Raw genomic sequence first — 13684 nt, 5'->3', positions numbered from 1 at the left:
TGGGCCGAGGTGGGGCCGAGGTGGAGGGGGCCCGAGGCCAGGACCGAGGTGGGGCCGAGGTGGGGCCGAGGTGAAGGGGGGGCTGAGGTGGGGTGAGGCCGGAGTGGGGCGGGTGTGGGCTGGGTGACGGTGGTGGTACCGGCGGGTGGCGGGGTGCGGAGGCGGGGTTACGGTGGGGTCGTGGCGCTCTCGCTGGCGATCTCGCCCTGCCCCAACGACACGTTCGTCTTCCACGCGCTGGTGCACGGGCAGGTGCTCGGGGCACCTCCGGTCGAGGTGACGTACGCCGACGTCGACGTCACCAACACGGCCGCCGAGCGCGGCGCGTTCGACCTGGTGAAGGTGAGCTACGCCGCGTTGCCCTGGCTACTGGCGGACTACCATCTGCTGCCCTGTGGGGGTGCGCTGGGGCGCGGGTGCGGGCCGCTCGTGCTCACCCGGGCCGACCGGGACGGTCGGCCGGACCGGACCGACCTCAGTGACGCGACGGTGGCGGTGCCGGGCGACCGGACCACCGCGTACCTGCTGTTCCGGCTCTGGGCCGCCGGCCGGACGCCGCGCCGCATCGAGGTGGTGCCGTTCCAGGAGATCATGCCGGGCGTGGCCGCCGGACGGTACGACGCCGGGCTGGTGATCCACGAGGCGCGGTTCACCTACCCGCGCCACGGGCTGACCGCCCTGGTCGACCTCGGCGAGTGGTGGGAGTCCGACACGGGACTCCCGATCCCGCTCGGCGCGATCCTGGCTCGGCGCGGCGTGGTCGACCCGCAGCAGGCCGCCGGGTGGATCCGGGACTCCGTCCAGCGGGCCTGGGCCGACCCGGCGGCCAGTCGGGCGTACGTGGTGGCGCACGCGCAGGAGATGGAGCCCGACGTGGTGGACCGGCACATCGGCCTCTACGTCAACGAGTTCACCGCCGACCTGGGGGACGCGGGGTTCGCTGCCGTGGAGGCGCTGCTGGGCCGGGCCGCCGACGCCGGGCTCGTGCCTCAGACCTCCAGCTCGCGGGCGACCGCGTGGACCAACTGAGCGACCTTCTGGGCGGTCTTGCGATCCGGGAATCGGCCCCGGCGCAGGTCCGGCTGGACCTTCGCCTCCAGCACCTTGATCATGTCCTCGACCAGCCCGTGCAGTTCCTCGGCAGGTCGGCGCCGCAGCTCGGCCACGGAGGGCGGGGCGTCGAGCAGCTTCACCCCCATGGCCTGTACACCCCGTCGGCTGTCCACCACGCTGAAGTCGATCCGCTGGCCGCCCTTGAGGTCGGTGACACCCGCCGGTAGCGCGGTCTTCGGCAGGAACACGTCGCCACCCTCGTCACTGGTGACGAACCCGTATCCCTTGGCCGCGTCGTACCACTTCACTCGACCCGTAGGCACCTGAGAACCCCTGCTTCGCTTGAGACGTCTACTGCCTCAAGGCTAGCCGGATCATGTCGTCGAGCGCCGCCGGGAATCCGGTGAGATCCGCCAGCACGGTCGCCGCCCCGGCGGCCCTCAGGTCGTCGGCCGAACACGGGCCCGTCGCCACCGCGATCCCGGGCACCTCGGCCGCCTGTGCCGCCACCATGTCGGCCACGTGATCGCCGACGTAGTGGGTCGCGCCGTGCTCCCGCAACGCCGTCGCCTTCCCCTCGGCGAACAGGTCACCGGCCACCTCGTCGACCGTCAGGCCCAGGTGTTCCAGGTGCAGTCGGGCCAGCCGGCCCAGCTTCGAGGTGACCACCAGCACACGGCCACCCCGCTGCCGTACCGCGTCGAGGGCGGCGACGGCACCGGGCAGCGGCACGGTCGGCGTGATCGCGTACGCGGGATAGAGCTCGCGGAAGGCGTGCACCCCCTCGTCGATCCGCTCCGGCGGGAACCAGTGGGCGATCTCGGTCCGCAGCGGCGGGCCCAGCCGCGACACGGCGACCTCGGCGTCGACGGGTACGCCGGTCCGCTCGGTCAACGCCCGGTAGGTGGCGGCGATACCGGGACGCGAGTCGACCAGGGTCATGTCGAGGTCGAAACCGACCGTCAGTTGGCGCATGCTGCGAAGCTACCCGGCCACTCAGACCAGCCGGGACGTCCGATGGGCGGGAGCGACCCCGGCCGGGCTAGCGTGGAACGACGATGAGCACCTCACTCGCCGACCACCTGCGGGCGCTGCCCGACGAGTCGCTCGCCGCGCTGCTCCAGGCGCGGCCCGACCTCGTCGTGCCGGTGCCCGCCGACGTCGCCGCCCTCGCCATCCGGGCCCAGTCCCGGGTCTCGGTGTCACGCTCGCTGGACGGGCTGGACCAGTTCACCCTGCTGATCTTGGATGCCGCCCGGTTGACCCGTGACCCGGCCGACGGCACCACCTCGGTCGACGGGGTCCTCGCGATGGCCACCACCGGCCCGCACCCGCCCGCACCGTCCGCCGTCCGCGCCGCCGTCGACCGGCTGCGCGCCCTCTTCCTGCTCTACGGCCCCGACCACGAGCTGCGCCTGGTCGGTGGCGTCGACGAGATCTCCCCGTACCCGGCGGGACTCGGCCGACCCGCCACCGAGCTGGACCCGCGCACGGCCGCGCTCTGCGCGGACCCGGCGAAGCTGCGCCGCACGCTGCTCTCCGCGCCGCCGTCCGCGCGGGCGATCCTGGACCGGCTGGCGGCCGGGCCACCGGTCGGCAGCGTGCCGGCCGGCGCGTTGCGGGCCCCGGCGGTCGGCACCGACGACGACCTGCCGCCGGACGACACCAACGGCGGGGCGGCGACCGGCTCGCCGGTCCGCTGGCTGATCGACCACCGGCTGCTGGTGCGGGTCGCCGGTGGCAAGGGCGGCACCGCGGGCATGGTCGAGCTGCCCCGGGAGGTCGGGCTGTTGCTGCGCCGCGACACCGGGCCGCTCGGGCCGCTGCGCACCAGCCCACCGGCGGTCGCCAGCACCCCACGCGAGCCGAAGGCCGCCGACTCCGCCGGGGCCGGGCAGACCATGGAGGTGGTACGCCACACCGAGGCGCTGCTGGAACAGTTGGCCGCCGAACCCGCGCCGGTGCTCCGCTCGGGTGGCCTGGGCGTACGCGACCTGCGCCGGTTGGCCCGCGCCACCGGCCTGGACGAGCCGACCGCGGCGCTGATGCTGGAGGTGGCGTACGCGGCCGGGCTGACCGGTGAGGTGGAGCTGCCCGGCTCCGCCGGCCGATACGGCGCCGACCAGCAGGTGATGCCCACCGCCGGGTACGAGATGTGGCGAGCCGGCTCACTGGCCCAGCGCTGGGAGCAGGTGGCCCGGGCCTGGCTGACCATGACCCGGCAGGTCGGACTGGTCGGGCAACGGGACGACCGGGACCGCCCGATCACGGTGCTCTCCGCCGAGGCGGAACGCGCCGGGGCGCCCGCCGCGCGCAGGGCGGTGCTCGGCGTCCTCGCCGACCTGGAACGGGCCAGCGCGCCCACCGCCGACGAGGTGTTGACACTGCTCGACTGGCGGGCACCACGCCGCAGTCGGGGGCGGGAGGCGGCGCACCGGGAGGTGCTGACCGAGGCGGCCACGCTGGGCGTGACGGGGCTGGGGGCACTCACCTCGTACGGGCGGCTGCTGCTGGCCGAGGCGACCGCGAGCGAGGACCGGGACGCGGACGACCCGCTCGGGCTCCGGGCCGACGCCGAGGACGGTACGGGTACCGCCGTGCGGGCACTTGACGCGCTGCTGCCCGCCCCGGTGGACCACTTCCTGGTGCAGGCCGACCTGACCGTGGTGGTGCCGGGGCCACCCGAGCCGGCGCTCGCCGCCGAGCTGGAGGTGGTCGCCGAACCGGAGTCCGCCGGTGGGGCGAGCGTGCACCGGATCACCACCGCCAGCGTCCGCCGGGCGCTCGACGCCGGGTACTCCGCCGACGACCTGCACGACCTGTTCCGGCGCCGGTCCCGCACCCCGGTGCCGCAGGGCCTGACGTACCTGGTGGACGACGTGGCCCGCAAGCACGGCGGGCTGCGCGTCGGTTCCGCCGGGGCGTACCTGCGCAGCGACGACGAGGCGCTGCTGGCCGAGGTGCTCGCGGACCGACGGTTGGAGGCGTTGGCGCTGCGTCGGCTCGCGCCCACCGTGCTGGTGACCCCCTACCAGTCGGGGCGGATGCTCGCCGTACTCCGGGAGGCGGGCTACGCCCCGGTGGCCGAGGACGCCACCGGCTCGGCGGTGCTGACCCGGCCGAAGGCCCGGCGGGCACCCGCCCGGGTCTCGGTCGCCACCCGGGCCCTCGATCCGCTGGCCACCCCGCGTCTGCCCCTGCCGCGCCTGCTGGGTGTGGTGGAGCAGATCCGTCGAGGTGACGCGGCGGCGCGGGCGGCCCGGCGGGCACCGGCGGCGGTGCGCGGTGGTACGCCGGACGGCCCCACCCCGGCCACCGGCCACAGCGAGGCCCTGGCCGTGCTGCAACAGGCGGTACGCGACAAGGCGCTGGTCTGGGTGGGCTACGTCGACGCGCACGGGGCGACGGCGTCCCGGCTGGTCCGTCCCGTCTCGCTGGGCGCCGGCTATCTGCGCGCCGAGGACGAGCGCACCGAGATGCTGCACACCTTCGCCCTGCACCGGATCACCGCAGCCGTGCTGGAGAGGTGACCCGGCTGGCTGGCTGACGTGACGTGGCGCTGGCTGACGTGACGTGGCGCTGGCTGACGTGACGTGGCGCTGTGGGGGTGACCCGGTGCCCGGACGGTGGCCGGTCAGCGCAGGCTGCGCCGGACCGATCCGACGATCGCCACGACCAGCAGCAGCGCGAAGCCGGTGCCGAGCGCCTCGCCGACCGAGTCCACGAAGCCCTGCTGGAGGACGAGCCACCCGAAGAGGAACCAGCCGAACAGCGCCACCCCGAGGACCGCGTACGCGATCACCGTGGCGGTGGAGACGGGTTCTGCGGACTGCGCCTGCTCGCGGTCGAAGATCACTTCCTGGTCAACGGTCATGCGCCCTCCCCCGTACGGTCCGGCCCTGCCGTCCAGGGTGACACCCCGGAGCGCAACCGACCAGCACCATCACGTGACGATCCGGCGGGTTCATACCCCGGCCGCGGCGACGGTGAAACGGTGGGTGGGGGTCGCCGGTGCGGCCCGGACACGCGCTCGCCCCCGCTGGCATCCGCGACGACGGGACCCGGCCCCCGCTCGGTGGCCCCTCTCGTCGCGGCGCGAACGCGCGCCGACGCCGACCGGCGTGACGGTCGCCGTGGGCACGCGCGGCCTCGACGATCGTCTCCCCCAGTGCAAGACGCACCGAGGTACCCACCGGGTTGCAGCTGGTCGACGGTTTTCTTGCCACCCGGCCGCGCGTGCAACACTGGATGGTCGCCCGCCCGCAGGTCAGCCACCTGCCGGAGCGGGCCGATCAGCCGTACCGAGGAGGGGGTTCCGCGTGAGCGGTGGACCACTGATCGTGCAGTCCGACAAGACGCTGCTGCTGGAGATCGACCACCCCGACGCCCAGGCCTGCCGAATGGCCATCGCGCCGTTCGCGGAGTTGGAGCGTTCCCCCGAGCATGTGCACACCTATCGGTTGACCCCGCTCGGGCTCTGGAACGCCCGGGCCGCCGGCCACGACGCCGAGGGCGTGGTGGACGCCCTGATCAAGTACTCCCGCTACCCGGTACCGCACGCCCTGCTGGTGGACGTGGCCGAGACCATGGACCGGTACGGCCGGCTCCAGCTCGCCAACGACCCGGCGCACGGACTCGTCCTGCGTGCCCTCGACCGGATGGTGCTGGTCGAGGTGGCCAAGAGCAAGAAGCTCGCCGGGATGCTCGGCAACAAGCTCGACGACGACACCATCGCGGTGCACCCGTCCGAGCGCGGCCGGCTCAAGCAGGCCCTGCTCAAGCTCGGCTGGCCGGCGGAGGACCTGGCCGGGTACGTCGACGGCGAGGCCCACCCGATCGCGCTGGCCCAGGACGGCGAGGACGGCGGCAAGCCGTGGACGCTGCGGTCGTACCAGCGGGAGGCCGTCGAGGCGTTCTGGGCGGGCGGCTCGGGCGTCGTGGTGCTGCCCTGCGGCGCCGGCAAGACGCTGGTCGGCGCGGCGGCGATGGCCGAGGCGAAGGCGACCACGCTGATCCTGGTCACCAACACGGTCGCCGGTCGGCAGTGGAAGCGGGAGCTGATCGCCCGCACCTCGCTGACCGAGGAGGAGATCGGCGAGTACTCCGGCGAGCGCAAGGAGATCCGACCCGTCACCATCGCCACGTACCAGGTGCTCACCTCGCGGCGCGGCGGCGCCTTCACCCACCTGGACCTGTTCGGGGCCCGCGACTGGGGTCTGGTCGTCTACGACGAGGTGCACCTGCTGCCCGCGCCGATCTTCCGCTTCACCGCCGACCTCCAGGCCCGCCGCCGCCTCGGGCTGACCGCCACCCTGGTCCGCGAGGACGGCCGGGAGGGCGACGTGTTCAGCCTGATCGGCCCGAAGCGGTACGACGCGCCGTGGAAGGACATCGAGTCGCAGGGCTGGATCGCCCCGGCGCACTGCACCGAGGTCAGGGTCACCCTGACCGACGCCGAACGGATGTCGTACGCGACGGCGGAGGCCGAGGAGCGCTACCGGATGGCGGCCACCGCCCGCACCAAGCTGCCGGTGGTACGCGCCCTGGTCGAGCGGCACCCGGAGGAGCAGACGCTGGTGATCGGCGCGTACATCGACCAGTTGCACCAGCTCGGTGAATACCTGGACGCCCCGATCGTGCAGGGCTCGACCACGAACAAGGAACGCGAGCGGCTCTTCGACGCGTTCCGCTCGGGTGAGATCCGCACGTTGGTGATCTCCAAGGTCGGCAACTTCTCGATCGACCTGCCCGAGGCGGCGGTGGCGATCCAGGTGTCCGGCACCTTCGGCTCCCGCCAGGAGGAAGCGCAACGGTTGGGTCGGGTGCTGCGCCCGAAGGCCGACGGCCGACAGGCGCACTTCTACACCGTCGTGTCCCGGGACACGATCGATACCGAGTACGCCGCCCACCGCCAGCGTTTCCTCGCCGAGCAGGGATACGCGTACACCATCGTCGACGCCGACGACGTCCTCGGCCCACCCCTGCCGACCGTCGACTGAGATGCAAGGAAGGGACCCCTACTACCGTCTCCGGTATAGCAGGGGTCCCCTCCTAACATCTCGGGAGCCGAAGATCAGAGGACTCGGGTGATCTGCTCGGCGGCGACGACCGCGTCCCTGCGCTCGGGATCGAGGTTGGCGCAGAGCACCACCGAGGCACCGGCGGAGAGCGGGGCGAGCAGCCACTTCAACGGCTGGTCGTGCTCGGTGACGTCGACCAGCAGACGGTCACCGACCCGCAGGTCGAACTGCTCGGCGACCGCCTTCGCGACCGATCCCCACTCGGCGTAGCTGGTGCCGTCCGGGCTGGCCGCGTCACCGGCGTGCAGCACGGGACGGTCAGCCGGGGCCGCGCCGTGCCGCAGCACCTCCACGGACCAGTCGAGCCAACCGGCCGGCACCTCGGCCAGCGGCTCCGAACCGGTGCCGACGAGATAGCGGTGCAGCCCCTCCGGTACGTCCTCCAGCCAGTCGTCGAGCCGTTCCGGCGTGACCAGCACGGCGTCGTACGGCCGGTCGCCGCCCGGCTCAAGCACCGGCAACCCGGCGGTGGCCCACGGCCGGAACGACACCGTCATCCCCACCGACCAGGCCCCGAGCAACACCGCAGCGGTACGCCAGTGCGGCGGCAACAGCACCGCCACCCGGCTGCCCGGCGCCAACCCACACCCGTCCCGCAGCAGGCCGGCCGCGCGCGCCGACCATTCGCCCAGTTCCGCGGCGGTCAGATCGTGCCGGGCACCGGTCCGGTGGTCGAAACAGGTGATCAACGGCCGGTCCCGCTCGGCGAGGCCGTCGGCGGACAGTACGGGCAGGGCGGTCTCCATCCGTCGATAATCCCTTGCCGACGCACGGTGACGAAATGAGGATCGCGGGATGTCTCCGACTCCTGCCGACGGCCGTGCCGGGATCGACGCCGGCCTGGTCCGGCGCCTGATCGCCGCTCAGTTCCCGCCCTGGGCCGACCTGCCGGTCACTCCGGTGGACCGCGACGGCCACGACAACCGGACGTACCGACTGGGCGAGACGATGACCGTGCGCCTGCCGACGGCGGCCGGGTACGTCCCGGCGGTGGCCAAGGAGAACGAGTGGCTGCCCCGGCTCGCGCCGGAGTTGCCGGTCGCCGTCCCGTCGATCCTGGGCAGCGGGATCCCCGGCGAGGGGTATCCCTTTCCCTGGTCGGTACGGGGCTGGCTGCCGGGCGAGACGGCAGACCTGGCCCGCGTCGACGACCCGGTGCGGTTCGCCGTAGCGGTGGGCGAGTTCGTGCTGGCCCTACAGTCCTGCGACCCGACCGGCGGCCCGGCTGCCGGGGAACACAGCTTCTTCCGGGGTGCCTCGCCGGCGCACTACGACGCGGAGACGCGGCATCTGCTGAGCGTCCTGGCCGGTCGGGTGGACGTGGCGCGGGCCGCTGCGGTGTGGGAGGCCGCCCTGGCCGCCGAGTGGCGCGGCAGTCCGGTGTGGTTCCACGGGGACATCGCGGTGGGCAACCTGCTGGTGGTGAACGGAAAGCTGCACGCGGTGATCGACTTCGGCACGTCCGGTGTCGGTGACCCGGCCTGCGACCTGGTGATCGCCTGGACGTTCTTCTCCGGCAGCAGCCGGCACGCCTTCCGGGAGACGGTCGGGCAGGACGAGGGCACCTGGGCACGGGCGCGGGGCTGGGCGTTGTGGAAGGCGATGCTGCTGCTGGCGCAGCACCTCGACTCCGATCCCGCCCTGGCCGCTGGCGACCACCGCGTGATCACCGAGGTGCTGGCCGAGCGGGACGGGCTGGGATAGCTGTTAGGAAGGGTCCCCTGCTATACCGCAGGCGTTAACAAGGGCCCCTTCCTTACGCCGAAGGCAGCGCGCGGCCGGGTTCGAGCAGCGGAGCGAGCAGGTCGCCGTGCTCCTCGACCCGCTCCAGCACCTCCGAGGCCGTGTACGGCTTCGTCGACGGTCGCCTACCGGCCGCGCCCGCCTCCACCTCGTCCCAGGTCAACGGCGTCGACACCGCCGGCACCGGCTGTGCCCGCAGCGAGTACGGGGCCACCGTCGTCTTCGCCGCGCTGTTCTGACTCCAGTCGATGAACACCTTGCCGGGCCGAAGGTTCTTCGCCATCTTCGACACGATCAGCTTCGGGTGCTCGCGTTCCAACTCCTGGGCGATCCGCCGTGCGTACCCGGACACGTCGTCGGCGGACTGCGTACCCGCGATCGGGCAGCAGAGCTGCATGCCCTTCTTGCCGGAGGTCTTCGGATAGCTGTCCACCCCGTCGGCGGCCAGCCGTTCGCGCAGCAGCAGCGCCACCCGGCAGCACTGCCGCAGGGTCGCCGGTGGACCCGGGTCCAGGTCGACCACCATCAGGTCCGGATGCGCGCCGACCTTCCACTGCGGGGTATGCAGTTCCAGGGCGGCGAGGTTGGCCAGCCAGACCAGGGTGGGCAGGTCGTCGGCGACCACGTAGTCGATGGTCTCCCGGCCCTTCGTCGAGCCCGGCGCGGGCAACGTCTCGACGTGCACCCAGGACGGTGTGGCGGCCGGGGCGTTCTTCTCGAAGAAGGAGTTGCCCTCCACGCCGTTCGGGTAGCGGATCCGGGTCAGCGCCCGATCGTGCAGGTGCGGCAGCAGCACCGGCGAGATCCGGGTGTAGTAGTCGATCACCTCGCCCTTGGTGAAGCCGGCCTTCGGGTAGAGGACCTTGTCCAGGTTCGACAACTCCAGGGTGCGTCCGGCGACGTCGACCCGGAGCCGCTCACTCGGCATCCTCCACCTCCTCGGCCGACTTGTCCGGCCGCAGCCGCAGGACCCGGGGAAACCGCAGTCGCCCGTCGGGCGTGCGCTGGCCGTACTTGACCTCGACCACCACCTGGGGCGTTACCCAGATCGCGCCCCGCGCATCCTCGCGGGGCACGTCGCCGCCGAACGGCGAGGTGGTGGTGCGCAGCGGCTCCAACTCCCGCAGCAGTTCGCGTTCCAGGGCCGCCCCGATCCCGCCGCCGACCCGCCCCCGATAGATCAGCCGCCCACCGGTGCCGGGCACCCCGACCAGCAGGCCGCCGATCCGACGGGCACCGGGTCGCCAGCCGCCGATCACGAAGTCCCCGGTCACCTCCAGCTTGACCTTCACCCAGTCCGGCGACCGCACGCCGGGCCGGTAGGTCGAGTCGGCCCGCTTGGCCATCACCCCTTCCAGGCCGTGCTCACCGGCTGCGTCGTAGGTGGCCGGGCCGTCCGGGAAAACCGGTGGTACCGTCCACCGCGCCGCGCCCAGTCCGAGTTCGTCGAGGGCTTCCCGACGCCGGGCGTACGGCCAGCCGGTGAGGTCCGTGCCGCGCAGCCGCAACAAGTCGAAGATCATGTACGTGACCGGGGCGCTCGCCGAAAGCCGGGCCGCCTTGGCCGGGTCCCGTACGTGCATCCGCTCGGCCAGGGCGGTGAACGACGGTCGACCGGCCCGGTCGAAGAGAACCACCTCGCCGTCGAGCAGCGCGTCGTCGACCTGCTCGCCGAGCGGGATCAGCTCCGGGTAGGCGGTGGTGATCTCCACGCCGGAGCGCGCGTACAGGCGCTGCCGCCCGGCGGCGATGTCGGCAAGTGCGCGTACGCCGTCCCACTTGAACTCGTACGCCCACCCGGCGCCGGCAGGCAGTTGCCCGGTCACCGCGAGCATCGGCCTCAGTGGCGCGCCGGGCACGAAAACGACTGTAGTAGCAGGCCGAACACCTCGCGCCCGGTTCCGTCTGATGCGAGCATGGTCGATATCGGGGAAGGGGGTGCAGGATGCGCGCCATCTGGAAGGGGGCCGTGTCGTTCGGCCTCGTCTCGATCGCGGTGAAGCTGTACTCCGCGACCGAGGAGAAGGACATCCGGTTCCACCAGGTGCACCGGGAAGACGGCGGGCGGATCCGGTACAAGCGCACCTGTCAGGTCTGCGGCGAGGAGGTCAGTTACGACGACATCGCCAAGGGCTACGACATCGGCGGCGGGGAGATGGTGATCCTCACCGACTCCGATTTCGCCGAGCTGCCGTTGAGCACCTCCCACGCGATCGACGTGCTGGAGTTCGTCCCGGCCGAGCAGGTCGACCCGATCCTCTACAACAAGGCGTACTTCCTGGAGCCGGAGGGCACGGCCACCAAGCCGTACCTGCTGTTGCGGGACGCCCTGACCGACTCCGAGCGGGTGGCGATCGTCAAGGTGGCGCTGCGCCAGCGCGAGCAGTTGGCCACCCTGCGGGTACGCGAGGGCGTGCTGCTGCTGAACACCATGCTCTGGCCCGACGAGATCCGTAAGCCGGCCTTCGGCTTCCTGGACGAGGACCTCAAGGTCCGGCCGCCGGAACTGGCGATGGCCACCTCGCTCGTCGACTCGATGGCCGGTGACTTCCACCCGGACGAGTTCACCGACGACTACCGGGCGGCGCTGCAGGAGGTCATCGACGCGAAGGTGGAGGGCCGTGAGGTCGTACAGCCGGAGGAGGTCGAGGAGGCGCCGCCCGCCGCCGTCGACCTGATGGCGGCGCTGAAGGCCTCGGTGGAGCGGGCCCGTGCGGCCCGTGGCGAGGGAGGCGGCGCGGCCGCCGGCGGCGGCGCCGGTGCGCCCACCCCGATCACCTCCGCCCGCTCGGCACAGAAGAAGACCGCTGAGAAGAAGGCCCCGGCCAAGAAGACCGCCGAGAAGAAGGCCACCGGTACGAAGGCCGACGGTACGAAGGCCGACGGCACTGCGGCCGGCGGTGCGAAGAAGGCCCCGGCGAAGAAGGCCGAGCCGGCCAAGAAGACCGCCGAGAAGAAGACGACCAAGGCCGCGAAGGCCCCGGCGAAGAAGACGACTCCCCGCAAGTCCGCCTGACCGGCGATCTCCTCGGCCCCGTCGGGGCGAGGTCCTCGCCCCTGTCGCACCCGTGCCCCCGTGTCCCAGTTGCCGCACAATTCCCACGGGTCACGATCGATGGTCGGAACTGCGTCTGCCACCAGGTACCGTGTGTCGGCGACGGCGTCTGTAGCCGGACGCACCCACACCTCTCAGCAGGGGAGTCGAGGACGTGAGCGAGCAGGAGACCAAGGCACGGCGGCGACTGGCCGAACAGTTGGCGGCCCAGAAGGCGGCCGAGGCCAAGCGGCGGCGGCAGGCCTGGGCCGGTGGTCTCGCCGGGATCGCCGTGGTCGCGGTGCTGGTCACCGTCTTCGTGATCGTCGGCCAGCGTGGCGGCGACGACGCTCCCGAGCAGGCCGCCGGCTCGCCGTCGGCCCCCGCGGACGCACCGGCCGAGCCGGGCGCGCCGGGTGCCCCACCCGCCCCGCAACTGCCCGAGGGCGCGGACCCGGCGCTCGGCAGCAAGCCGACCGTGAGCGCCGGTGAGGGCGAGCTGACCAAGCTCACCGTCACCCCGCTGATCGAGGGGACCGGACCGGCCGTGACCGCCGGGCAGTCGATCACCACGAACTACGTGGGCGTGCTCTTCGCCAACGGCGAGCAGTTCGACTCCTCCTGGGAGCGGGGGCAGCCGGCCACCTTCCCGATCGGCGTCGGACAGGTCATCGAGGGCTGGGACAAGGGCCTGGTCGGGGTGAAGGTCGGCAGCCGGGTGCAGCTCGACATCCCGGCCGAGCAGGCGTACGGCACCGATGGCGCGGGGGGACGGCCGGCCGGGCCGCTGCGCTTCGTGGTGGACATCCTCGCCGCCCAGTAGGAGATGACGGTGGCGACGGCGGACGAGCCCGGGCGGACGGCCCGGTTGATGTGGACGCACTACGAGCCGGTGCACGCCGTCACCTACTTCCACCCGCGCGCCCGCGCCGCGTACGAGGCGGCCGGGCTGCGCGGGTACTGGCGGGGATACTTCGCCGGTCGGGCCGCCCCGCTCGGGCCGACCGGCCCCGCCCCGGTGGTGGCGGCCTTCTTCACCTTCGCCCCGCACATGGTGGCGCGTGCCCTGCCGGCGGTGTGGCAGTTGGCCGAGCCCGAGGAGGCGTTGCGGTCCCGGCTGACCGGGGCGGTGCAGGCCCTCGCCGAGTTGGTCTACGAGCTGCCCGAGCAACACCTGGCCGAGGCCGCCGACTTGTTGTCGGCAGCCGCCGACGAGGTCAGGACCGCCGGTCGGGTGCTCGGCGCGGCCAACGCCGCGCTGCCGCGCGGTGAGTACCCGCTGGCCCGACTCTGGCAGGCCGCCACCACACTGCGCGAACATCGCGGCGACGGGCACGTGGCGGCCCTGGTCGCCGCCGACCTCGATCCGGTGGAGACGCTGGCCTGGCGGGTCGCGGTCGACATGCCACCCGCCAACCTGCTCGGTCGGGGCTGGTCCGAGCAGGAGTGGGCGCAGGCGCGGGACCGGTTGGCGGACCGTGGCTGGCTGACCTCGGACGGCCAGCCGACCGACCGTGGTCGGGCCGGTTTCCGGGCCGTCGAGGAGGCCACCGACTCGGCCGCCGCCCGTCCCTGGCAGGCGTTGGGCGCGACGCGCACGGAACGGCTGCGCGAACTGCTCGACCCGATCGCCCTGGCCGCCCATCGGGTCATCCCGCCGGACAGCCCGATCGGCCTGCCCGCCCGGTAGGGCGCAGCGCACCGACCGACCAACGCCGCCGGGCGCGTTGCGGCTTGGAGTTAGGAAGGGTCCCTTCCTATACACGAGGCGTTA

13 protein-coding genes are annotated in these 13684 nt (G+C 72.9%); 7 read left to right on the top strand and 6 right to left on the bottom strand.

Annotated elements, in window-relative coordinates; all coding sequences use genetic code 11:
- Positions 1–180 precede the first annotated feature (180 nt).
- The gene (locus tag ACWDVW_RS09350) at positions 181–1029 is read left to right on the top strand and encodes a 1,4-dihydroxy-6-naphthoate synthase (protein WP_449946365.1); all 849 of its coding nucleotides are present in this window, start codon (positions 181–183) and stop codon (positions 1027–1029) included.
- Here the strand turns inward: ACWDVW_RS09350 and ACWDVW_RS09345 are convergent.
- Together ACWDVW_RS09345 and ACWDVW_RS09340 are read right to left on the bottom strand one after the other, a co-directional pair.
- Positions 990–1376, bottom strand: a complete 387-nt coding sequence (locus ACWDVW_RS09345; protein WP_350700346.1) for a cold-shock protein — start codon at positions 1374–1376, stop codon at positions 990–992. The genes ACWDVW_RS09350 and ACWDVW_RS09345 overlap by 40 nt on opposite strands.
- A 28-nt stretch (positions 1377–1404) precedes the next feature.
- Positions 1405–2028, bottom strand: coding sequence for an HAD family hydrolase (locus ACWDVW_RS09340; RefSeq protein WP_449946364.1), 624 nt, complete (start codon positions 2026–2028; stop codon positions 1405–1407).
- Positions 2029–2111: 83 nt separating this feature from the next.
- Here ACWDVW_RS09340 and ACWDVW_RS09335 point away from each other — a divergent pair, with 83 nt between their 5' ends.
- On the top strand, positions 2112–4583 hold the full coding sequence (locus ACWDVW_RS09335) for a helicase-associated domain-containing protein (RefSeq protein ID WP_449946362.1): 2472 nt from the start codon (positions 2112–2114) through the stop codon (positions 4581–4583).
- A 104-nt stretch (positions 4584–4687) separates the two neighbouring features.
- Here the strand turns inward: ACWDVW_RS09335 and ACWDVW_RS09330 are convergent, their stop codons facing one another.
- Positions 4688–4927, bottom strand: coding sequence for a hypothetical protein (locus tag ACWDVW_RS09330; RefSeq protein ID WP_396741042.1), 240 nt, complete (start codon positions 4925–4927; stop codon positions 4688–4690).
- 445 nt (positions 4928–5372) lie between these two features.
- Between ACWDVW_RS09330 and ACWDVW_RS09325 the strand changes: the two genes are divergently transcribed.
- Positions 5373–7052, top strand: a complete 1680-nt coding sequence (locus ACWDVW_RS09325) for a DNA repair helicase XPB (protein WP_449946360.1) — start codon at positions 5373–5375, stop codon at positions 7050–7052.
- Between the two features lie 74 nt (positions 7053–7126).
- On the opposite strand, the gene ACWDVW_RS09320 is transcribed toward ACWDVW_RS09325, so the two are convergent.
- On the bottom strand, positions 7127–7879 hold the full coding sequence (locus ACWDVW_RS09320) for a TIGR03089 family protein (RefSeq protein ID WP_449946358.1): 753 nt from the start codon (positions 7877–7879) through the stop codon (positions 7127–7129).
- A 49-nt stretch (positions 7880–7928) separates the two neighbouring features.
- On the opposite strand from ACWDVW_RS09320, the gene ACWDVW_RS09315 reads away from it, so the two are divergent.
- Complete coding sequence (locus ACWDVW_RS09315; protein WP_449946357.1) at positions 7929–8837, top strand: aminoglycoside phosphotransferase family protein; 909 nt, start codon at positions 7929–7931, stop codon at positions 8835–8837.
- Positions 8838–8889: 52 nt separating this feature from the next.
- Here ACWDVW_RS09315 and ligD (ACWDVW_RS09310) read toward each other — a convergent pair whose 3' ends face one another.
- Together ligD (ACWDVW_RS09310) and ligD (ACWDVW_RS09305) are read right to left on the bottom strand one after the other, a co-directional pair.
- A complete protein-coding gene (gene ligD / locus ACWDVW_RS09310; protein ID WP_449946355.1) occupies positions 8890–9804 on the bottom strand; it encodes a non-homologous end-joining DNA ligase in 915 nt (304 codons plus the stop codon).
- Complete coding sequence (ligD, locus tag ACWDVW_RS09305; RefSeq protein WP_449946353.1) at positions 9794–10735, bottom strand: non-homologous end-joining DNA ligase; 942 nt, start codon at positions 10733–10735, stop codon at positions 9794–9796. Before ligD (ACWDVW_RS09305) ends, ligD (ACWDVW_RS09310) begins: the two co-directional genes overlap by 11 nt.
- Positions 10736–10821: 86 nt before the next feature.
- Here ligD (ACWDVW_RS09305) and ku point away from each other — a divergent pair, with 86 nt between their 5' ends.
- From ku to ACWDVW_RS09290, 3 genes are all read left to right on the top strand, one after another.
- Entirely contained in the window at positions 10822–11892 is a 1071-nt protein-coding gene (gene ku / locus ACWDVW_RS09300) for a non-homologous end joining protein Ku (protein WP_449946352.1), read from the top strand.
- A gap of 193 nt (positions 11893–12085) precedes the next feature.
- Entirely contained in the window at positions 12086–12733 is a 648-nt protein-coding gene (locus tag ACWDVW_RS09295; protein ID WP_449946351.1) for an FKBP-type peptidyl-prolyl cis-trans isomerase, read from the top strand.
- A 3-nt stretch (positions 12734–12736) separates the two neighbouring features.
- Entirely contained in the window at positions 12737–13600 is an 864-nt protein-coding gene (locus ACWDVW_RS09290) for an SCO6745 family protein (RefSeq protein ID WP_449946349.1), read from the top strand.
- The last annotated feature ends 84 nt before the right edge of the window (positions 13601–13684 follow it).

It is taken from the genome of Micromonospora sp. NPDC003241 (genome assembly GCF_053589795.1).
The sequence above is the reverse complement of the archived record's forward strand: the minus strand, read 5'-3'. Positions and strand labels throughout refer to the sequence as shown.

Bases quoted from the DNA above. Each gene is read 5' to 3' on its own strand.
- ku (WP_449946352.1), top strand. From the start codon at position 10,822: ATGCGCGCCATCTGGAAGGGGGCCGTGTCGTTCGGCCTCGTCTCGATC.
- ACWDVW_RS09335 (WP_449946362.1), top strand. From the start codon at position 2,112: ATGAGCACCTCACTCGCCGACCACCTGCGGGCGCTGCCCGACGAGTCG.
- ACWDVW_RS09330 (WP_396741042.1), bottom strand. From the start codon at position 4,927: ATGACCGTTGACCAGGAAGTGATCTTCGACCGCGAGCAGGCGCAGTCC.
- ACWDVW_RS09320 (WP_449946358.1), bottom strand. From the start codon at position 7,879: ATGGAGACCGCCCTGCCCGTACTGTCCGCCGACGGCCTCGCCGAGCGG.
- ACWDVW_RS09290 (WP_449946349.1), top strand. From the start codon at position 12,737: ATGACGGTGGCGACGGCGGACGAGCCCGGGCGGACGGCCCGGTTGATG.
- ligD (WP_449946355.1), bottom strand. From the start codon at position 9,804: ATGCCGAGTGAGCGGCTCCGGGTCGACGTCGCCGGACGCACCCTGGAG.
- ACWDVW_RS09315 (WP_449946357.1), top strand. From the start codon at position 7,929: ATGTCTCCGACTCCTGCCGACGGCCGTGCCGGGATCGACGCCGGCCTG.
- ACWDVW_RS09340 (WP_449946364.1), bottom strand. From the start codon at position 2,028: ATGCGCCAACTGACGGTCGGTTTCGACCTCGACATGACCCTGGTCGAC.